We start from the raw sequence: 21,208 nt of genomic DNA, 5'->3' as shown, positions 1-21,208 counted from the left end.
CCCAAAGCAAGGGGGCACCATGGCCAGGATCAGGGTGGGAGTCGTCGGCTGCGGCTTCGTATCGGAGCTGCACATGCATGCGTTCCGGCGCGTCTATGGCGTGGACGTCGAGGTCGCGGCGGTTGCGGCGCGTGGCGGCCACGTCATTGAATTTGCCGATCGACACAACATCCCGCGCGTCTATCGCAGCTTCGCCGATCTGATCGCGGACGCCGATCTCGACGTCATCGACATCTGCACCCCGCCCAATCTCCATGCCGGGATGATCGTCGGCGCGATGCAGGCCGGAAAGCATGTGATCTGCGAAAAGCCCTTCGCCGGCTATTTCGGCCGCGAGGGCGACGAGCAGCCCATCGGCAAGCACGTGCCGAAGGCGCTGATGTATGAGCGCGTGCTGGAAGAGATGGATGCGACACGCGCCGCGATCGAGCGGACAGGGAAGCTCTTCATGTATGCCGAGGACTGGATCTACGCGCCGGCAGTGACCAAGACCGCGGAGATCGTCAGGGCGACGAAAGACAAGATCCTGTTCATGAAGGGCGAGGAAAGCCATTCCGGCTCGCACGCCGCCCATGCCGCACAATGGGCGATGACCGGCGGCGGCTCGCTGATCCGCATGGGCTGCCATCCGCTCTCGGCCGTGCTGTATCTCAAGCAGGTCGAAGCGAAGGCGCGCGGCGAGACCATCCGCGTCGCCAGCGTCACCGGCGACGTCGGCAACGTCACCGCCGGCCTCAAGCCCGAAGAGCGCAGCTTCATCAAGGCCAATCCCGTCGACGTCGAGGACTGGGGAACGCTGACGGCGACGTTCTCCGACGGCACCAAGGCCACCGTGTTCTCCGGCGACATGATCATGGGCGGCGTGCGCAATCTGATCGAGACCTATACGAGCGGCGGCTCGCTGTTCGCCAACATCACCCCGAACACCCATCTGATGAGCTACCAGACCAGCGAGGAGAAGCTCGCGGGCGTCTACATCACCGAGAAAGTCGATCGCAAGACCGGCTGGCAATATGTCTGCCTCGAGGAGGAATGGACGCGCGGGTACTTGCAGGAGATCCAGGACTTCATGGAATGCGTTGCGACCGGACGACAGCCGCTGTCGGACCTCGCGCTCGCGTATGAGACGATCAAGGTGAACTACGCCGGCTATTGGGCGGCGGAGGAGGGACGGCGAGTGATGCTGTAGGGGGGCTGCTTCTTACCCTCCCCTGGAGGGGGAGGGTCGATCGCGCGAAGCGCGAGCGGGGTGGGGTGACCTCTCCAATCGGGCAGTGCCCGTGAGGAGAGATCACCCCACCCCGCCTCACATTCGCTGCGCTCCATGTGAGCCGACCCTCCCCCTCCAGGGGAGGGTGGCACCGACCGTGCCGCGCACGCCGCCTCACGTCCCGTAGGTCGAGCCCTTCGGCAGCGGGAACACCGGGTCCTGTGTCCTGATGTTGGTCGGCCACACCACCGAGATGTGCTCGCCCGCGTTCTGCATCACCACCGGTGTCGAGCGTTCGTTCTGGCCGGACAGCGGCGTGCCTGGCGGGAAGAATTTCACGCCATAGCCCTGGATGGTGCCGCCTGCGGGGATGTCGACGTCGAGCGCCGCCTTGCGGATGGCCTCGGGCTCGAAGCTGCCGTACTTCTCCTTGGCGACCGGCAGCACGTTGTTGAGCAGCACCCAGGTCTGGTTGAAGCCCATCGAGCAGTGTGGCGGTACGTCGGTCGCACCGGTCTTGGCCTTGTAGCGCGTGACCATGGCGTTGATCAGATCGCCCATGCCCGGCGCGAGCTTGGCGGGGTCGAGCAGTTGCGCCGGCACCGGGTCGATGTTGCAGAAATTGTCGATGTCGGCCCCGAAGGTGGCGCGCAGCTTGTCGAGCTGGCTGTAGCCGGCGCCGGCCCCAAACAGCATCTTGAAGCGCAGGCCGCTCTCGCGTGCCTGGCGCAGGAACAGGGTGATATCAGGGTTGTAGCCGGCATGCGAGATGACGTCGGCCTTGGCGCGCTTGATCTTCGTGACCAGCACCGACAGGTCCGGCGCCGAGGCAGAATAGCCCTCGCGCAGCACCACCGGGATGCCGGCCTGCTTGGCATAGGCTTCGTCGGCCGCGGCGACGCCGACGCCATAGGGCCCGTCTTCGTGGATCAACGCGACCTTGACCTCCTTCGGGTCCATGCCGAGCTTGGCTTTCGCATGCTCGTTGATGAAGCTTGCAAAGGCCTGCCCGTATTGATCCGAATGGATCTGCGCGCGAAACACGTATTGCAGGTTCTTGTCCTTGAACACGGCGGTCGAGACCGCGGTCGTGATCCAGAGGATCTTCTTCTGCTGTTCGACCTTGGCCGCGAGCGGCACCGCATGCGAGCTCGCATAGACGCCGTTGAGGATGTCGATCTTCTCCTGGCTGATCAGCCGTTCGGCCTCGTTGATCGCAACGTCGGGCTTGCTCTGGGAATCCGCGGCGACCGGAGCAATCTTGGTCTTGCCGCCGATACCGCCTTTCTCGTTGACGAGATCGATCGCGATCTGCGCGCCGATCGACGAGGCGACCGAGCCGCCGGCGGCGAAGGGGCCGGTGAGGTCGTAGATCAGGCCGATGCGTAAATTCTCGGCCTGCGCCTGGGCCCTGGTCCAATCGAGGCTGAGTGCGGCGGCGGCAGCCGCCGTACCCTTCAGCAGCTGCCTGCGTGAAGTCGGCATCCTATCCTCCCTCAAAACCGTCTTATGATTGGTTGTTATTTTTTTGCGAAGTATGGTGAGGGGGACAGCGGAAAGTCAACATCGCGAAAGTCGGGTGCGCCGTAGAACGCAATTGCGAAATAACGGTCAGGCCCGGCGCGATCGTGCGCTACTGCGCCAAGCGCCGCGCCAGATAAGGCGCCGTTTTCCCGCCGGCTGTGGCGACCTGATCCGGTGTCCCCGAGGCGACGATCCGGCCGCCCTCGTCGCCGGCGCCGGGGCCGAGATCGATGATCCAGTCGCTGTGCGCCACGACGTCCATGTCGTGTTCGACAACGATCACGCTGTTGCCGGCATCGACGATCCGATCGAGCTGGGCGATCAGCCGCTCCACATCGCGCGGGTGAAGGCCGGTGGTTGGCTCGTCCAGCACATAGAGCGTGTGGCCGCGTTGCGGGCGCATCAGCTCGGTCGCGAGCTTGATGCGCTGCGCCTCGCCGCCGGACAGTTCAGTCGCGGACTGGCCAAGGCGGATATAGCCGAGGCCGACCTCGCGAACGACGGACAGCGAACGGCTGAGCGCAGCATCGCCCTCGAAGAACGCGAAGGCCTCGTCGACGCGCATCGCCAGCACGTCCGCGATGGATTTACCGTCGATCTTCACCTCGAGCGTCTTGTCGTTGTAGCGCGCGCCCTTGCAGGTCGGGCAGGGCGCGTAGACGCTGGGCAGGAACAACAGCTCGACGCAAACGAATCCTTCGCCCTCGCAGGTCGCGCAGCGGCCCTTGGCGACGTTGAACGAGAAGCGGCCGGCATCGTAGCGTCGGGACTTTGCCTGCGGGGTTGCGGCGAACAGTTTCCGGACATGGTCGAACAGACCGGTATAGGTCGCAAGATTGGATCGCGGCGTGCGGCCGATCGGCTTCTGATCCACCACGACGAGGCGGTTGATCCGGTCGAGGCCGGCAACGATTCTGCCGCCTGACGTCTCGACCGTCGGGGCGAGGCTGTCGTCATCGGCATCAGTGGCAAGCGTATGGCCGAGATGTTCGGCCACGGCCTCGACGAGAAATTGGCTGATCAGGCTCGACTTGCCGGAGCCGGACACGCCGGTGATGCTGGCGATGACACCGAGCGGAATGTCGACGTCGAGGCCGCGCAGATTGTTGCGGGTCACGCCCTTGAGCTTCAGATGTCCCTTCGGCTCGCGGCGGACCGCCGGCAGTTTCTTTCGCGGATGCGCGAGGTAATGCGCGGTTCGCGATTGCTCGATGTCACCGAGCCCTTCGGGCGGCCCGCTGTAGAGAATGAGCCCGCCGCCCTCGCCGGCATCGGGGCCGACATCCACCAGCCAGTCGGCATGCCTGATCACCTCGATCTCGTGCTCGACCACGAAGATCGAGTTACCCGCGTGCTTCAGCCGGTCCAGCGCGCGCAGCAGTGCCTCGGTGTCGGCGGGATGCAAACCTGCGGACGGCTCGTCGAGCACGTAGACGACGCCGAACAGGTTCGAGCGGACCTGCGTCGCAAGACGCAAGCGCTGCAACTCGCCCGGCGACAGTGTCGGGGTGCTGCGCTCGCAGGCGAGATAGCCGAGGCCGAGGTCGAGCAGCACGGCCAGACGTGCCGACAGATCCTCGCAGATGCGCCGGGCGACGACGGCTTTCTCCGACCTGTCCGTCGAGGCTTTTGCGAACGGCTTGATCAGCTCGTGCAACTGCTTGAGCGGCAGATGCGACATCTCGGCGATGTCGAGGCCGGCAAATTTGACCCTGAGCGCCTCGGGCTTGAGTCGCGTGCCGTGGCAGGTCGGGCAGTCCCGGATGATCATGAATTGCGCGACGCGGCGCTTCATCATCGCGCTCTCGGACTTGGCGTAGGTCTGCATCACGTAGCGCTTGGCGCCGGTGAACGTGCCCTGGTAGCTCGGCTCCTCCTTGCGGCGCAGGGCGCGCTTGACCTCGGCGGCGTCGTAGCCGGCATAAACCGGGACGGTCGGCTGCTCCTCGGTGAACAGGATCCAGTCGCGGTCCTTTTTCGGCAGCTCGCGCCAGGGCTTGTCGACGTCGTAGCCGAGCGTCGTCAGGATGTCCCGGAGGTTCTGTCCCTGCCAGGCGCTCGGCCAGGCCGCGACGGCGCGCTCGCGGATCGTCCTGGTGTCGTCGGGCACCATGGATTTCTCGGTGACGTCGAGCATCCGGCCGATGCCGTGGCAGGTCGGGCAGGCGCCCTCGGGCGTGTTGGGCGAGAACGACTCCGCATAGAGCATCGGCAGCCCCCGCGGGTAGTCGCCGGCGCGGGAATAGAGCATCCTGAGAAGGTTCGAGATGGTGGTGACGCTGCCGACCGACGACCGCGTCGTCGGCGCGCCACGCTGCTGCTGCAGTGCCACCGCGGGCGGCAGGCCCTCGATGTCATCGACCTCGGGGATCTGCATCTGGTGGAAGAGGCGCCGGGCGTAAGGCGACACCGATTCCAGATAGCGCCGCTGCGCCTCGGCGTAAATCGTTCCAAAGGCGAGCGAAGATTTCCCGGAGCCCGAGACGCCCGTGAACACGACGAGGGCGTTACGCGGGATCCTGACGTCGACGTTCCTGAGGTTGTGCTCCCGCGCGCCCCGGACCCGGACGAAGCCGTCGTCCTGCGTCAGGCTCCCGGTTAGCTTTGCTCGATCGTCCATCTTGCCTCCACTCCCCCGCACGGGTAACGACAAGATCGCAGGATGGGTCCTTCGATGCCAGCGGCCGCTTCCGTTCTGTACAAAGCGAAGGCCCGCCGCGGTGATCGCGACGGGCCTTGCAAGCGCCCTGGGCAACCAGCCAACCCGCAGAGCTATCGCATTGCCGCTTTGTGCGAGCTGAGTGCACGCCTCGTCCTTCGAGACGACCGCTTCGCGGTCTCCTCAGGATGAGGCTAAACAGCATCGGCGCCCGTTGAAAGTAGCGCAACCCGTTCGGTCCTCATCCTGAGGGCCCGCCAACGGCGGGTGTCTCGAAGGATGGCCACAGGCGAATCTCCCATATGCGATTGCCCTCCGGCGAGCCGCGCCTCAGACGATGAAGTCCCTGGCATTGAGATCGGCGGCATGGATGCCGTCCAGCGTGATCGTGTCGTTGGCCGTCAGCTGGATCACCGCATTGCCGGCGCCCGTCGTCGCTGATCAGGCTCTTCAGATCGGCCCAGCCCGCAAAGCCGTAGGCGTGGACGTCGATCACATCATGCTCCCGCACCATGCTGCCGACGGCCTTGTTGCCCTGATCGAAATCGTTGATCACGTCCTGGCCCGAGCCTGTCCCGAATACGAACAGATCGTTGTTTGGTCCGCCCCAGAGCTGATCATTGCCGCCACCGCCGCTGAGGAGATCGCGGCCGCCCGTGATAGAGCCGGGCGCGGTTGGGGCATAGATGCGTGCATCGCCATACAGCCAATCGCCGCGCTCGCCGCCGAGAAGGATATCGTTTCCGCCTTGCGTATTGCCCGACATGTTCGAGGCATCCCCGGTGAGTGCGATGGACGTCGAGTCGGGATTGCCATCGACGGCCGCGATCAGGATGTCGTCGCCTCCACGGGCGTTGTCGCTCATATAATACGTATCCCCCTCGAGAGAGGCCCCTCCCGAACGGGCTTCGGCGCCGACGGTGTAAATGAGGATGTCGTTGCCGCCACGTGTGTTGCCGCTCATGGCGTAGAGCGCATCCCTCGACATCGTCGCTCCGCCATAGATGCCGGCCTGGGTCACGTGGAGGATATCGTTGCCGCCATGGGCATTGTCGCTCATGATGTAACCGGTGTCGCCGCCGAAGGAGCCAAACGCTCTGTTCCCCATCACTGCGGTGATATCGTCATTGCCTCCCCTTGCATCGCCCGACATCGTGTTTCCGGCGTCTCCCAGCACAGAGACACTCGAATATGTCGTGTACGAGGCATCGACGTAGATCGTGTCATTGCCGCCACGGGAGTGACCGGACATCGTCTGCGCATCGCCGTCGATATACGCATAGGTGCCGTAGCCCTCGATGTCCGCGACGAGGAGGTCGTTTCCTCCGCGCGAACGCCCCTGGAGGTCTGCTTCGTCACCGAGCAAGGTCAAGACACCGTGGCCCGCACGGACCGTGGCTATCATTATATCGTTCCCGCCGTGGGCGTCGGTCGGCAGGCCCGGATCTCCAAAAGCGGTCACAACTTGCAGGTCTCCGACGCTGACGATGATCGTGTCGTTTGGCATGCAGCGCATCGCGCAACTCCCACCTGATGTTCGGTCGCGCTCGGAGAGAGCATCACGCTTCCCCCGCACGCCACGGTCTGCTGCGCGACCTATCTTCGTTGAATTAATGGCGGAGATTTGCCCGAGGTTTGGGGAACTGCGATCAGCGTGTCGTCGTGCTGTCACAGAACGTAAATTCACGCGCCGGCGCTTCACGCCGGCGCGCTCGCTCGTGCACGGTTCCGCTCAGCCCGGGCCAGCGCCTTGCGTCGCCGTGTACACTGCGTAGAGCGATTGGCTGGCGGCCATGAAAAGACGATTTCGTTTCGGGCCGCCGAAGCAGACGTTGCCGCAGACTTCAGGCAGGCGGATGCGGCCGAGCAGCTTGCCCTCCGGCGACCACACGGTCACGCCGCTGTAGCCGACGGCGCGGCCGGCATTGCTGGAGGCCCAGAGGTTGCCATTGACGTCGCAGCGCAGGCCATCCGGTCCGCACTTCACGCCGTCGATCATGCAATCGCTGAACTTCTTGAGATTGGAGAGTTTGTTGTCGCTGCCGACGTCGAACACGAAGATCTCGCCCTTGCCGCCGGGGCCGGTGTCTCCAGGTCCCTTGCCGGTCGAGGCGATGTAGAGCTTCTTGTAGTCGGGCGAGAAGCAGAGCCCGTTCGGGTCGGGCACCTGGTCCTCGGTGACGACGAGATCGATGCGGCCGGAAGGGTCGATGCGATAGCAATTGGTCGGCAGCTCGCGCTTGCCCGGCACGAAGCCGGCCGGCTGGCCGATCCGCGGATTGAGCTTGCCGCCCGCATTGCTCGGGCCGCCCGCGACGTCGGGCTCGCCCTCATAGAGCTGGCCGCCATAGGGCGGATCGGTGAACCAGTAGCTGCCATCGGGATGCGCCGCGATGTCGTTCGGCGAGTTCAGCTTCTTACCCTGATAGGAGTCCGCCAGCACCGTGGCGGTGCCGTCATGCTCGTAGCGCGTCACCCGGCGCGTCAGGTGCTCGCAGGAGAGCTGGCGTCCCTGGAAGTCGAAGGAGTTGCCGTTGGAATTGTTGGAGGGCGAGCGGAACACGCTGACGCGGCCGTCGTCCTCGCTCCAGCGCATCTGCCGGTTGTTGGGAATGTCGCTCCACAGAAGATACCGGCCCTGCGCGCTCCACGCCGGGCCTTCGGCCCATAGCAGTCCGGTGTACAGACGCTTGATCGCGGTGTTGGGCTGCGCGAGATCGTTGAAGGACGGATCGACCGCGATGATGTCGGGGTCCCAGAAATAGGTCGTCGGCGCACCGTGGGGCCCGAAATCGCGCGGCGGGGTCGTGATGGTGGTCGGCGGTGCGGCGGGCCCGGTCTGGGCCAGCGCGGAGCCGGCTCCCATCACGGTCGCAGCGGCGCCGAGCGTAAGTCCCCGGACAAGTGTTCGTCGTGAAAGCGCAGCGTCCTGGTCACGCTGCTCGTGGTCACGAGCCTCCTGGCGTGTCATCGCGTCCTCCCGATCATGTTCACTGGCCGGTTGATCCGGCCGAGCGGCCGAAGGTTAGTCCGGTCCGGTGTCGGTTGCGAGAGGTGGAATCGAAACCACGGCGCGATGGCGGGTCGCAATTTCGTCACCTTCGAGTGCGTTTTGGATGAGAGTTTGACGGGATAAAGCCGGAGCTCATTGTGCAAATTGTCGTCCTGGTCTTCATCCTCGCGATCGCATTTGCGGCCGGCTATTTCGCGCGCGACTACGTCTCCCGCAAAAGGCGTGCGGAGGCACGCCGCTGGCGCGAATACAGCGAACCGGATTGGCTCCATGCGAACGCGCCGGCCAATACCAACGAGCTTGCGAAGGCTGGCACCGCTGCACCCGTGCCGACCGGTGAGCTCGGCCAGATGCTGGACCGTTGGGAGAGCCGGGCCCGAGCCCGCCGCACCGGCGCGGGATAGCCGCCTCGGGCTATGTGGGCCTGCTAGGTCAAATATGCTGACCATCTTTTGGCGTTGCAGTTGCAGCCGTTTTTCGTCTAGAAACGGGCCGTACTGAGCCTTCCGGCAACGAACCGTCAACGGTTTTGGCCGAGGATTTGTGGCTCAAAAGGGTCCGGCAATGTCGATTCGCGGCCAAATCGAGGGGATTTCGGGGGAGGTGGCTCTGGCCGCCGCCACGACCTCGGCCGCGTTGCTGCCCACCCTCCTTATTGGCGGCCTCCTTCTTACTTGCCCCTGAGGGCCGGCTGGGCGCCACGCGCCTGGGCGCTCAGGGGTTGGTCGAGATCACCGGACACCTCAAGCGCCAAGGGACCAAAAAGGTCTGAACGGCGCAAACGCTCAAAAGGAAATTTCGTAATGGCCACCCAGAACAAGTCCGACAAGGACCGCGTCATCATTTTCGACACCACGCTGCGCGACGGCGAGCAGTGCCCTGGTGCCACCATGACCTTCGAGGAGAAGCTCGAGGTTGCCGAGCTGCTGGATGATATGGGCGTCGACGTCATCGAGGCCGGCTTCCCGATCACCTCCGAAGGCGACTTCCAGGCCGTCAGCGAGATCGCCCGCCGCTCCAAGAACGCAGTCATCGCCGGACTGTCCCGCGCGCATCCGGCCGACATCGACCGCTGCGCCGAGGCGGTGAAATTCGCCAAGCGCGGCCGCGTCCACACCGTGATCGCGACCTCGCCGCTGCATATGCGGGTGAAGCTGAACAAGACCCCCGAGCAGGTGATCGAGACCTCGGTCGCCATGGTCGCGCGCGCCCGCAACCAGATCGACGACGTCGAATGGTCGGCGGAAGACGGCACCCGCAGCGAGATGGACTTTTTGTGCCGCATCGTCGAGGCCGTCATCAAGGCCGGCGCCACCACGGTGAACATCCCCGACACCGTCGGCTACACGGTGCCGGAGGAATACACCCACTTCATGAGAACGCTGATCGAGCGCGTGCCGAACTCGGACAAGGCCGTGTTCTCGGTGCACTGCCACAACGACCTCGGCATGGCAGTCGCGAACTCGCTGGCCGGCATCGTCGGCGGCGCGCGCCAGGTCGAGTGCACCATCAACGGCATCGGCGAGCGGGCCGGTAACGCGGCGCTCGAAGAGATCGTGATGGCGATCAACGTCCGCAACGACAAATTCCCCTACTGGAACAGGATCGACACCACGCAGCTGACACGCGCCTCGAAGCTGGTGTCGGCGGCGACCTCATTCCCGGTGCAGTACAACAAGGCGATCGTCGGCCGGAATGCCTTCGCGCACGAGAGCGGCATCCACCAGGACGGCGTGCTGAAGGACGCTTCCACCTACGAGATCATGCGGCCGGAGATGGTCGGCCTGAAGCAGTCCTCGCTGGTGCTCGGCAAGCACTCCGGCCGTCATGCCTTCGTGCATAAGCTGGAGGAGATGGGCTACAAGCTCGGCCCCAACCAGCTGGAAGATGCGTTCACGCGGATGAAGGCGCTGGCCGACCGCAAGAAGGACATCTACGACGAGGACATCGAGGCGCTGGTCGACGAGGAGATGGCGGCGTCCCACGACCGCATCAAGCTGACCTCGCTGACGGTGATCGCCGGCACCCATGGCCCGCAGCGCGCGACCATGAAGCTGGACGTCGACGGCCAGATCAAGATCGAGGAGGCCGAGGGCAACGGTCCCGTCGACGCGGTGTTCAACTGCATCAAGCGCCTGGTGCCGCACGAGGCCAAGCTGGAGTTGTATCAGGTCCACGCCGTCACCGAAGGTACCGATGCGCAGGCCGAAGTCTCGGTGCGGCTGTCGCATGACGGCCGTTCAATGACGGCACGCGCGGCGGACCCGGATACGCTGGTGGCCTCGGCCAAGGCCTATCTCGGCGCGCTCAACAAGATCGTCATGAAGCGCCAGCGCGACACGGTGACGACCGCGGCGGCGAGCTGACGAGCGAAGCCTGTCGTTCCGGGATGGTCCGAAGGACCAGCCCCGGAATTTCGAAATTCCGGATTCGGTCTCGGACCGCTCCGGAATACCGCCGAGGAGATGGCTGCCCTGCTAACGGCCAATAGCCTCTGGCGATGCCGGTCTGTATGAATGCAGCCGGCATGAGGATAGGCCGCTCGGCATGTCGGGCGGCCCAATAACACCAGGGAGAGATTATGCGCACCTTCGCGATCGCCGCGTCCATGGCGGTACTGGCACTTGGCCTGACCGGGCCGGCACTGGCCCAATCGCCAATCATCATCAAGTTCAGCCACGTCGTCGCCACCGACACGCCGAAGGGCAAGGGGGCGGAGAAATTCAAGGAGCTCGCCGAGAAATACACCGGCGGCAAGGTCAAGGTCGAGGTCTACCCGAACTCGACGCTCTACAAGGACAAGGAAGAGCTCGAGGCGCTCCAGCTCGGCAGCGTGCAGATGCTGGCACCGTCCAACTCCAAGTTCGGGCCGCTGGGCATTCGCGAGTTCGAGGTATTCGATCTGCCCTATATCCTGCCTGACCTGAAGACGCTGCGGAAGGTGACGGAAGGCCCGCTCGGCGCAAAGCTGCTCAAGCTGCTGGATGCCAAGGGCATCACCGGCCTTGCCTATTGGGACAACGGCTTCAAGCAGATGAGCGCCAACAAGAAGCTGATCACGCCTGCCGACTATCAGGGCGTGAAGTTCCGCATCCAGTCCTCGCGCGTGCTGCAGGCCCAGTTCAAGGCGCTCAGCTCGCTGCCGCAGGTCATGGCGTTCTCGGAAGTCTACCAGGCACTGCAGACCGGCGTGGTCGACGGTCAGGAGAACACCTGGTCGAACATCTATACCCAGAAGATGCACGAGGTGCAGAAGTACATCACCGAGACCAACCACGGCTACATCGGCTACGTCGTGATCGTGAACAAGAAGTTCTGGGACGATCTGCCGGCCGACATCCGCGACCAGCTTTCCAAGGCGATGAAGGAGGCGACCGCCTTCAGCAACACGCAGTCGCAGAAGGAGAACGACGACGCGCTCGCCGAGATCAAGAAGAGCGGCAAGAGCGAGATCATCAAGCTCACGCCGGAGCAGGACGAGGCGATGCGCAAGGCGATGGAGCCGGTCTACAAGGACGCCGCAAGCCGCGTCGGCCAGTCGCTGATCGACGAGTTCCAGAAGGAAGCGAAGAGCACGACGAACTAATCCTAACGGACGATGAATGATGAACGAAGGCTTCCGTGCGGTCCGCACGGAAGCCTTCTTGTTGCGAATGATTTCCGATCGCGGCTGGAGGTAAAATCGGCCGTTACATCTTCGTAACAACGCGCTCCCTGTCCAAGTTGTAAGTTGCGCGTCAGCCGCGCCGCGCTCATCCTCGGAGCATCCTTCAAGAGGAGGTTCGTATGAGGAAATTCACCATCGCAGCCATCGCCGTGCTCAGCATCGCCGGCTCGGGCGCGGTCTATGCCCAATATCATCGCCCGTGGATGGAGCACGTCCGCCACATGCGCATGAACCCCGAGGACCGCGCCGCCTTCGTCGACGCGCGGATCGCCGCCGTCCATGCCGGGCTGAAGCTCAACGCCGATCAGGAGAAGCTGTGGCCGCCGGTCGAGGCCGCCGTGCGGGAGTTCGCCAAGCTGCGCATCGATCGCGCCAATGCGCGGATGAATGCCGGTCCCGGTGATGCCGACAAGGCCGAGGATCCGATCGCCCGCCTGCGCCAGCGCGCCGAGGACATGGGCGCCAGCTCCGCCGCCCTGAAGAAGATCGCCGATGCCGCCGATCCGCTCTACAAGACCCTGGACGAGGGCCAGAAACGGCGCCTCGCCGTGCTGACCCGCCACCGCGGCCCGTTCGGCGGCGGCGAGGATGGGCCGCGGCACCGCCATTTCATGGACCGCATGGACCGCATGATGGACCGGGGCATGGACCACTTCCACCATGACCGCTTCGACCGTGACGGCGGCCCGGACCGGGACCGCGAGGGCCGGCTCTGAGCGGCTCGGGTTTCCGGCCATTAACCGTGGCGAAGCCGCTGGAATCCAGCGGCTTTTCGCATTTCTGGGCCTGTGGACGAAGCCTTGGAAAACTTGCGCCCAATCGCTTGCCATCCCCGGATCGCTTTGCTAAACGACCGGCCTCGCAAGGCATTAGCCGCCTTTCGGGCGCATAGCTCAGTTGGTAGAGCAGCTGACTCTTAATCAGCGGGTCCCAGGTTCGAGCCCTGGTGCGCCCACCACCTTAAGACATTGGCCCGCAAGGGCTTTTTTAATTCGGCGGCAGAACAAAGCGGGTCTCGTGCGACGCTTTTGATGGTCGTATGTCGCACGCCGTGCGACGAGTCGGATAATTTGGGCGTCATCAGACGCGGGCGATCGTCGAGATTGGCGGCGCGCGCGACCTTAGGCTGGAGACCATGCTCGGCTGAAACACCACCCAACGAGACCGACCGTTCTGCGTTCAAGCCCTTCATGCCTTCCTTCCGCACCTGCAATTCAAGCCTGTCGATGCCGGAATCGGCGCGAGCCGCATTGCGGGCGCGGTAGTGCTTCACGATCGTCTGCGCGCTTCGGCATGAATGTCCAGTAATGTCGCAGATCGTCAGCAAGTCGCAGCCAGCTCGATCGAGAAGCATGACGCAGGTATCACGTAGATCTTGGTCGTGCTTTTGGTCGAGTTCGCCGGCGCCGTTTACAAGCATCAGCGCGGCACAAGGCATCAGGCGCCATGCTATCTCATCTCCATTGCTGTCGCGTGCGGTCTGCGCATCCAGCCATTCCCCTAATGCGCGCTTGCGCTGATCGACCGCTCGAGCGCGCTGCGCCTTGTTCTCCTCGTCGGGAGGAAAAGAGGCGAACAGCCTGTCGACGTATTTGCTCAGTTCGGCGTTCTCAGTCGCTCTGCCCGTACAATTGCCTAGCGCGCGTTATCGCGCGCGAGAAAGCCGAAGATCGCGACGGCCCGGGCGGTCGACACCCAATGGCGATAGGTACTCTCGTCATACGGCTCGCCATTGTCCTCGTTGACCACGAACTCGGGTGGCACCTTATCCAGTTGAAGCCGAAGCTTGAGCTCCTTTACGCGTGCACGCGAGGCATTCAGCCGTGCGCTGAGTTGTGGCGTCTCTTTGATGTCGACAAGTTCTCCGGTCTTGCTCTGTCGGAAAGCGTGCCGGCCCTCGACGTCGCGCTCGTTGCGCATAATTTGACGGTCACAGATGAAGGCTATCGCCGACCGAAGGGTGTTCGATCGCATCGGCTGCGGCCACCTATGCGGAAAATTCGGGCATCGTAACCTGCACGATGCGTCCCTCTGGATGATTGAACTCCATGCCTTCTCGCGGGGTAGGTCCGAGACGCAAGACGCTTTCCTGTCCTCAAGTGAATGCCGCTGAGAGCGTGGCTATCAGAGCGCTAATTTAGGAACGCGCGGTTCGACTGGAGCGCTTCTGATCATGGATGCCGTCCTGCTGTTGCTCGTCACCTTCGGAATAAACTGATAGACACTGAAGCGGATTTACCTGTTTCAATGGCCTCCTCGATGCAGCTCGATCAGTTGGTTACCGAACGAGCTGAAGCGTTTGCTCATGATCGCGCAGGGGCCAACCAACACTCCGTACCTGATCCCGCTCCACTTGCTGAACGCAGTACTGGATGTCGCTCGTGAACTGCCCCGGAATTGCTGAAAGCTCCAACTCCTTTCAGCCCGACCATCACTGTCAGACTCCGATCCTCGGCATGGCAAGCCACACGTGCTGCGGGGTCTCTCCCGCGCAGCTCGATAGAATTGTTTCACAATATTGCTGACGAGCGGTGCCTGTTCATCAGCATGTCAATCGGCTTGCCCGTACTATGCACTCGCACGCCAGACACGACGGCGCTTTTGTTCTAGCGCACGCCGATCATGGAAGCGGATTCGGCATTGAGCTGGATCAGCAAACATCACCGAATGTACAACTAAGGTCTTTCGTCTCGGAAAAGAGGTGCGCTGCCGTGCAGATGCCTAGCTTCAAGAAAGCTGCTCTATTGATATTCATTTTGCTTGTCCCAGCTGCCGCTGGCGGCGTCTGGTATTGGCGGCAGGGCCAGCAGGGCAAGCTGCCCGAGGGGCTTGTGTCGGGGAACGGGCGAATCGAATCCAATCAGGTCGACATCGCCGCGAAGTCGGCCGGACGCGTCCGAGAGGTGCTCGCCCAGGAAGGCGATCTCGTCATGGTGGGCCAAGTGCTCGCCCGCATCGATACCACGGAGTTGCAGGCGCAGCGCGCCAAATATGCCGCCGACGTGGCTTCTGAGGAAGCCTCGATGCTCGAGGCGAAGGCGACCGTTGCTCAGCGGCAGGCGGAGATGACCCTTAAGCAAACAAACCTTCGCAGGGCGCTTACGCTCGTTGGGACCGGGGCGGTCAGCCAGCAGGCCCGCGATGAGGCGCAGAGTGAACGCGATTCTGCGCGCGCTGTCCTTGAAGCTGCGCAGAAGACTGTGACGGCGCGCGAGATGTCGATTACGGCCGCAAAAGCCCTCGTTGATCAGATCGACGCCCAGATCGCTGATGCCATCCTCGTGGCGCCGGTGCGGGGCCGCGTTCTTTATCGCCTCGCCAATCCCGGCGAAGTTGTTTCGGCGGGCGGCAAGGTCCTGACGATCGTCAACCTGTCGGAGATCTACATGGAGATCTATCTCCCCTCGGAGCAGGTCATGCGTATACCGATCGGGTCGCAGGCACGAATTCAGTTCGACGGTGCCGATTTCGCCGTTCCGGCCAAAGTGAGCTTCGTATCTCCAGAGGCTCAGTTCACGCCCAAGCAGGTCGAAACGCGCAGCGAGCGCGACAAGCTGATGTTCCGGGTCAAGCTGCGCATGTCACCGAGCCTCGTCGAACGTCACCTCGACCAGGTGAAAACGGGCACCCGTGGCACCGGCTATGTGCGCCTCGATCCGAACCCGCCCAATTGGCCGGACTTCCTGCAAAAGCGCATCCAGAACGATCCTCTTGATGCGGGGGATTGATGATGGCGGCTTCCGCACCACTGATCGCCGAAGTTTCCGGCGTTACGCATGGCTATGGTAAGACTCGAGCGCTTGACAATGTGTCGCTCGAACTGCCGAGCCGCGGAATGGCGGGTGTCATCGGCCCCGATGGTGCCGGAAAGTCCACGCTTCTCGGCCTGATCGCAGGAGCCCGAAAGCTGCAGACAGGATCGGTCGCGGTCTTGGGCGGCAACATGGCGGAGGCACGGCATCGCCGCTCGGTTTGCACGCGCATAGCCTATATGCCGCAAGGACTCGGCAAGAACCTCTATCAGGAGATCAGCGTCCGCGAGAACATGACCTTCTTCGGAAGTCTCTTCGGTCTATCCGCGTCAGAGTGTGAGACGCGCACGCGGCGCCTGACGGCCGCGACAGGCCTGCTCCCTTTTCTCGATCGGCCTGCCGGAAAGCTGTCGGGCGGCATGAAGCAGAAGCTCGGCCTGTGCTGCGCGCTCATTCACGACCCTGATCTTCTCATTCTCGACGAGCCGACGACCGGGGTCGATCCGCTGTCGCGCCGACAGTTCTGGAATCTCATTCGTGATCTGCGGCGCGAGCGGGCGGCGATGAGTGTCGTGGTCTCCACCGCCTATATGGATGAGGCAAATTATTGCGATAGGCTCATCGTGATGGATCGCGCAAGGGTGCTCGCCTCAGGCACGGCGGATGAGCTGCGTGCGAAGACCGGCGAACAGGACCTCGAAGCTGTCTTCGTCGCCCTGCAGCCGGGACAAAAATCGGCGTCTCAACGCCTCGCCATTCCGCCACGCAAGCCGAGCGCGGAAGCCCCGGTCATCGTCGCGAAGAATTTGACATGCCGTTTCGGCGATTTCACCGCGGTCGATAGCGTCAGCTTCGCCATCGAACGCGGCGAAATCTTCGGCTTCCTCGGCTCGAACGGCAGCGGCAAGACCACGACCATGAAGATGCTGACCGGCTTGCTGGCGCCGAGCGAGGGTGAGGCCGAGGTGTGCGGAAGTCCGGTCGATGCCAACGACCTGTCGATCCGCCGGCGGGTCGGCTTCATGTCGCAATCGTTCTCGCTCTACGGCGAGCTCACCGTGCGGCAGAACCTGCTGCTTCATGCCCGCCTTTTCCATCTGGCCGCAGACCGGATGAACGACCGTATCGCCAAGCTCCTGGTCGATGTCGGTCTAGTCGACCATGCCGACACCGAGGCCAATTCGCTGCCGCTCGGCGTGCGGCAGCGCCTTTCTCTGGCCGTGGCGATCGTGCACGATCCCGAGTTGCTGATCCTGGACGAGCCCACGTCGGGCGTCGATCCGCAGGCCCGCGACGAATTCTGGCGCCTGCTCGGCAATTTGTCGCGAAGCCGCAATGTCACGATCTTCGTCTCCACACATTTCATGACCGAGGCGATGCGCTGCGACCGCATCTCATTGATGCATGCGGGCCGCGTCCTGATCTGCGACACGCCGCAGAACGTCATCGCCACCAAGGGCAGCGCCAATCTCGAAGCGGCGTTCATCGCCTATATCGAGGACGCGGAGGCCTCCTCGCCTGCGCCCACCGCGGCCGAGGCCCCGCCGATGATCCTGCACGATGCGGAGGCTGCGTCGCCCGGCCGCGCGATCTTGATGCCGGTGCGGCGCGCCTTCGCCTATGCCAAGTGCGAGACGCTGTCGCTGATGCGCGATCCGGTGCGGCTTGCCTTCGCATTCCTTGGCTCCTTCATCATGCTGTTGATCTTCGGCTTCGGCGTCTCCAGCGACGTGACCAATCTCACCTACGCCGCGTTTGACCACGACAACACGCCGGAGAGCCGGGCCTATCTCGCCAATTTCTCGAGCTCGCAATACTTCACTGAAAAAACGCCTATCCGCAGCCTCGATGAAATGGAACAGCGCCTGAAGTCAAACGACATTACGTTGGCCGTCGAGATTCCGCCGGGCTTCGGCCGCTTGGTCAAGCGCGGCTCGGATTGGCAGATATCGGCCTGGATCGACGGCGCTAACACCTCGCGCGCCGCCACCATCGAGGGCTATGTCCAGTCGGCGCATAATCTTTTTTCCGAACAGAGAAGTCGCGAATCCAGCGCCGTGGCGAGCACCGACCCGGCCACCAGCATCCTGGTCCGCTACCGTTACAACCCGACGGCTGAGAGCATCTATGCGATCGGCCCGGCCGTGCCGGCAATGCTGCTCATGATGTTCCTCGCCATTCTGATGGCTGTCAGCGTCGCCCGCGAAAAGGAGATCGGCACGATCACCAACTTCTACGCCACGCCCACGACGCGGCTGGAGTTCCTGATCGGCAAGCAACTGCCTTATATCGGCGTCGGCATGATCAACTTCCTCATCATGACCGCGACCGTGCTGTTCCTCTTCAAAGTCCCGCTCAAGGGCGATGGTCTCGCGCTGGCCGCCGGCGCGCTTCTCTATGTGGCGGCGGCCACCGGCTACGGGCTTTTCATCTCGACCTTCACATCGAGCCAGGTCGCGGCGGTGTTCGCCGGAGCGGTGCTGTCGATGCTGCCGACCATGCAGTTCTCTGGCATGATGCAGCCTGTCTCGACACTCGAGGGCAGCGCGCGCCTCATGGGAAATCTCTGGCCGACGAGCTACTACATGCATATGAGCGTCGGTGCGTTCACCAAGGGGCTTGGCTTCGGCGACATGGCGACCGATCTACTGGCGCTGACCCTGTTTTGTCCGGCCTTCCTGGCGCTGTCGGCGCTCCTCCTGCGCAAACAAGAGAAATAACGTGCGGAGCCTTTCCAACATATTCTGGCTCGGCACCAAGGAGCTGCGCACGCTCGCGAAGGACCTGATGATGATCCTCTTCATCATCTATTCGTTCGGCTTCAGCATCTATACGCAGTCGACCGGGGCCGGCGAGACCGTCAACAACGCCTCCGTGGCGATCGTCGACGAGGACAATTCCAGCCTCTCGCGATCGATTGGCGGACTTTTCTATCCTCCCTACTTCCAGAAGGTCAAAACGATCAGCGCTGCCGGTATCGATCGTGACATGGACGAAGGTCTCTATACCTTCGTCGTCGTCATTCCGCCGCGCTTTGAAGCCGATGTACGCAAGGGGCGCGATGTCGAAGTTCAGGTTAACGTCGATGCCACCGCGGTCCAGCAGGCGTCCTTGGGCGCGGCCTACATCCAGAACATGGTGACCAACCAGGTCAAGTACTACCGACAGCAGGCGGAGCAAACCACCGGGCTCTCCTCCGATCTCGTTGTCCGCCGCGCCTTCAATCCGAACGGCACGCAATCCTGGTTCCGAGCCATCGTCGGCCTTGCCGATCAACTCTCGATGTTGATCATCATACTGACCGGCGCGGCGCTGTTGCGCGAGCGGGAGCACGGCACGATCGAGCATCTGCTGGTGATGCCGCTTACGGCCTTCGAGATTGCGCTCGCCAAGGTGTGGTCGAACGGGCTGGTGGTCATCGTCGGCTTCATTTGCTCGCTTTTGTTCGTGATCGAGGGCCTCCTCGACGTTCCCATTGCCGGCTCGCGCGAGCTGCTGCTGCTCGGCACCGTCATCTACGTCTTCGCCACGGCGGCGATCGGCATCTTCCTCGGCACGCTCGCTCGCACCATGGCCCAATTCGCCCTTCTGATGATTATGGCCGTGATGCCGATGATGATGCTCTCGGGCGGCATGTCACCGATCGAGAGCCAGCCGCAATGGGTCCAGTTCGTGACGTGGTTCTTCCCGTCACGCCACTATGTAAATTTCATGCAGGCGATCGTCTATCGGGGCGCAGGTCTTGACATTGTTTGGAGAGAGTTCACGACAGTCTTGGTGATGGGGGTGACGTTTCTCGCTGCAAGCCTAAGCTTGTTCCGACGTTCGATTGCAGTAATGCGTTAGAGCCTAGTCGATTCTCCCGGATCAATTGATACCACTTAATGTGCATCTGACGGTTCCTAGAAGCATCATGAGGTAGCTAGAGGATCACCAGATGGGATGGTTGGTTCGAGTTCCATTGCTGTTAGCCGGTATCGTTGTCGGCTGGTTCGTGCGGCGTGACCAGCTCGGTCACTCGGGATACAATTCATGTCGTTCTGTCAATGACGCTCGCGATCCATATTTTCTCGCTCCACTTTCCAGATATCCTTCCTAGCATCGGCGATTGTCTCAGTGATCGCGATCAATCGGACTCCTGTACCTTTCGGTTCGAACGCGAACGAGATCGAGGGTGTATCCCGACATGAGTGTTCGCGAGAATGTCTGGATCGCGGCCTACCGTGCCCGAGGCGGAAATCCATTCGCATTCTGGCGGCAGGCAACAAGTTTCCCAGAGGCGGGACAATGGGCTGACGCCTGTCTGTCGCGCCTTGGCTTGTCCGAGATCGCGGATGTCTCGGTCAAGGAGCTGTCGTACGGCGATCAGCGTCTGCTCGAACTCTCCGTCACCTTGGCGTGCGCGCCGCAGATCATCCTTCTCGACGAGCCGACCGCCGGATTGTCGCGCAAGGAGACCGAGCGTGTGAAGAGGGTGATCATGTCCCTTAAGGGCGAGTTCAGCATCATCATGATCGAGCACAATGTCGGCATTGTCATGGATCTGTCCGACCGCATCACGGTGATGAATCGTGGTGTCGTGGTCGCCCAGGGAAGCCCGGACGACATTCGAGGAAATAGAGACGTGCAGGAGGCCTACTTTGGCAGCTGAGGGAAGCGCGTTGCTGAGCGTGGACGCCGTCGACGTCCATTACGGCCGGAGTCAGGCATTGTTCGGCGTCAGCTTCGAGGTCGGCCGTCGCGAGGTCGTTGCGATCGTTGGCCGGAACGGTGCAGGAAAAACGACGACGCTGAAATCCATCATGGGCATCAGTCCGGTCAGCAACGGCGCGATATCCTTCAAGGCGCGTCGTATCGATAGACTGAGGCCGCATCAGATCGCGCGAAGTGGGATTGCTTATGTGCCGGAAACGCGGGATCCGTTTTCTTTGCTGACCGTCGAAGAGAACATCATGCTCGGGCATCGTCCCGATTCTCCCTACGATCTTCGTCGTATCGTTGAATGGTTCCCGGATCTGGCAGCATTATTGAGGCGCAGAGGCTCCGAGCTCTCCGGCGGGCAGCAGCAAATGATGGTGATCGGCCGCGGTCTGGCGCTGGGACCCCAACTGCTGCTGCTCGACGAGCCGTCGCAGGGACTGGCGCCCGTCATTGTCAAGAAAGTCGGGGAGATGCTGACTGCCCTGCGTGGAGAGGACTTGTCCATCGTTCTCGTCGAACAGAATCTCGCCTTCGCACTTTCGCTCGCGGATCGCGTCATCGTCATGGAAAACGGCGCCGTCGTCGATCGACTCATCGCGGACGAAAGCCGACAAGATCCGGAGCGGATCGAGCGCTATCTCGGCATCCATTAGGCATCTGCATCACCGCTGTCCGCAGACGC

General features: G+C 62.8%; 15 protein-coding genes and 1 tRNA gene. 11 read left to right on the top strand and 5 right to left on the bottom strand.

Annotated features, from left to right (window positions below):
- Positions 1–19 precede the first annotated feature (19 nt).
- Positions 20–1,189: a Gfo/Idh/MocA family protein gene (locus ABIA42_RS22840; protein WP_370120955.1), complete on the top strand. Its 1,170-nt coding sequence runs from the start codon at positions 20–22 to the stop codon at positions 1,187–1,189.
- Between the two features lie 195 nt (positions 1,190–1,384).
- Here ABIA42_RS22840 and ABIA42_RS22835 read toward each other — a convergent pair whose 3' ends face one another.
- The 4 genes from ABIA42_RS22835 to ABIA42_RS22820 form a co-directional block, all read right to left on the bottom strand.
- A complete protein-coding gene (locus tag ABIA42_RS22835) occupies positions 1,385–2,695 on the bottom strand; it encodes an ABC transporter substrate-binding protein (protein ID WP_370120958.1) in 1,311 nt (436 codons plus the stop codon).
- A 148-nt stretch (positions 2,696–2,843) separates the two neighbouring features.
- Positions 2,844–5,354, bottom strand: coding sequence for an excinuclease ABC subunit UvrA (gene uvrA / locus ABIA42_RS22830; protein WP_271530766.1), 2,511 nt, complete (start codon positions 5,352–5,354; stop codon positions 2,844–2,846).
- A 280-nt stretch (positions 5,355–5,634) separates the two neighbouring features.
- Positions 5,635–6,900, bottom strand: a complete 1,266-nt coding sequence (locus tag ABIA42_RS22825) for a calcium-binding protein (protein WP_370143647.1) — start codon at positions 6,898–6,900, stop codon at positions 5,635–5,637.
- Between the two features lie 225 nt (positions 6,901–7,125).
- Positions 7,126–8,364 (bottom strand): SMP-30/gluconolactonase/LRE family protein, encoded by a 1,239-nt coding sequence (locus ABIA42_RS22820; RefSeq protein WP_271530765.1) that lies wholly within the window; start codon positions 8,362–8,364, stop codon positions 7,126–7,128.
- 176 nt (positions 8,365–8,540) lie between these two features.
- On the opposite strand from ABIA42_RS22820, the gene ABIA42_RS22815 reads away from it, so the two are divergent.
- The 5 genes from ABIA42_RS22815 to ABIA42_RS22795 all read left to right on the top strand — a co-directional run bounded on the left by ABIA42_RS22815 (position 8,541) and on the right by ABIA42_RS22795 (position 13,031).
- Entirely contained in the window at positions 8,541–8,810 is a 270-nt protein-coding gene (locus tag ABIA42_RS22815) for a hypothetical protein (protein WP_370123975.1), read from the top strand.
- A 399-nt stretch (positions 8,811–9,209) separates the two neighbouring features.
- Complete coding sequence (locus tag ABIA42_RS22810; RefSeq protein WP_370120964.1) at positions 9,210–10,772, top strand: 2-isopropylmalate synthase; 1,563 nt, start codon at positions 9,210–9,212, stop codon at positions 10,770–10,772.
- 215 nt (positions 10,773–10,987) lie between these two features.
- The gene (locus ABIA42_RS22805; protein ID WP_028180623.1) at positions 10,988–11,992 is read left to right on the top strand and encodes a TRAP transporter substrate-binding protein; all 1,005 of its coding nucleotides are present in this window, start codon (positions 10,988–10,990) and stop codon (positions 11,990–11,992) included.
- 200 nt (positions 11,993–12,192) lie between these two features.
- Positions 12,193–12,789, top strand: coding sequence for a Spy/CpxP family protein refolding chaperone (locus tag ABIA42_RS22800; protein ID WP_271530763.1), 597 nt, complete (start codon positions 12,193–12,195; stop codon positions 12,787–12,789).
- Positions 12,790–12,955: 166 nt separating this feature from the next.
- Positions 12,956–13,031, top strand: a tRNA-Lys gene (locus ABIA42_RS22795).
- 677 nt (positions 13,032–13,708) lie between these two features.
- Here ABIA42_RS22795 and ABIA42_RS22790 read toward each other — a convergent pair.
- Positions 13,709–14,047 carry a hypothetical protein gene (locus ABIA42_RS22790; RefSeq protein WP_370120969.1) on the bottom strand — a complete coding sequence of 113 codons (339 nt, stop codon included), beginning with the start codon at positions 14,045–14,047 and terminating at the stop codon, positions 13,709–13,711.
- A 743-nt stretch (positions 14,048–14,790) separates the two neighbouring features.
- Between ABIA42_RS22790 and ABIA42_RS22785 the strand changes: the two genes are divergently transcribed.
- From ABIA42_RS22785 to ABIA42_RS22765, 5 genes are all read left to right on the top strand, one after another.
- A complete protein-coding gene (locus ABIA42_RS22785; protein ID WP_370123978.1) occupies positions 14,791–15,801 on the top strand; it encodes an HlyD family secretion protein in 1,011 nt (336 codons plus the stop codon).
- A gap of 2 nt (positions 15,802–15,803) precedes the next feature.
- Positions 15,804–18,545 carry a ribosome-associated ATPase/putative transporter RbbA gene (rbbA, locus tag ABIA42_RS22780; RefSeq protein WP_370143646.1) on the top strand — a complete coding sequence of 914 codons (2,742 nt, stop codon included), beginning with the start codon at positions 15,804–15,806 and terminating at the stop codon, positions 18,543–18,545.
- Between the two features lies 1 nt (position 18,546).
- Positions 18,547–19,671 carry an ABC transporter permease gene (locus ABIA42_RS22775; protein WP_370120975.1) on the top strand — a complete coding sequence of 375 codons (1,125 nt, stop codon included), beginning with the start codon at positions 18,547–18,549 and terminating at the stop codon, positions 19,669–19,671.
- A gap of 328 nt (positions 19,672–19,999) precedes the next feature.
- Complete coding sequence (locus ABIA42_RS22770; protein ID WP_370120978.1) at positions 20,000–20,476, top strand: ATP-binding cassette domain-containing protein; 477 nt, start codon at positions 20,000–20,002, stop codon at positions 20,474–20,476.
- Positions 20,477–20,495: 19 nt separating this feature from the next.
- On the top strand, positions 20,496–21,179 hold the full coding sequence (locus ABIA42_RS22765; protein WP_370123981.1) for an ABC transporter ATP-binding protein: 684 nt from the start codon (positions 20,496–20,498) through the stop codon (positions 21,177–21,179).
- The last annotated feature ends 29 nt before the right edge of the window (positions 21,180–21,208 follow it).

This window comes from Bradyrhizobium sp. USDA 327, from assembly GCF_041262065.1.
In the GTDB taxonomy this organism is placed as follows: Bacteria; Pseudomonadota; Alphaproteobacteria; order Rhizobiales; family Xanthobacteraceae; genus Bradyrhizobium; species Bradyrhizobium liaoningense.
The sequence above is the reverse complement of the archived record's forward strand: the minus strand, read 5'-3'. Positions and strand labels throughout refer to the sequence as shown.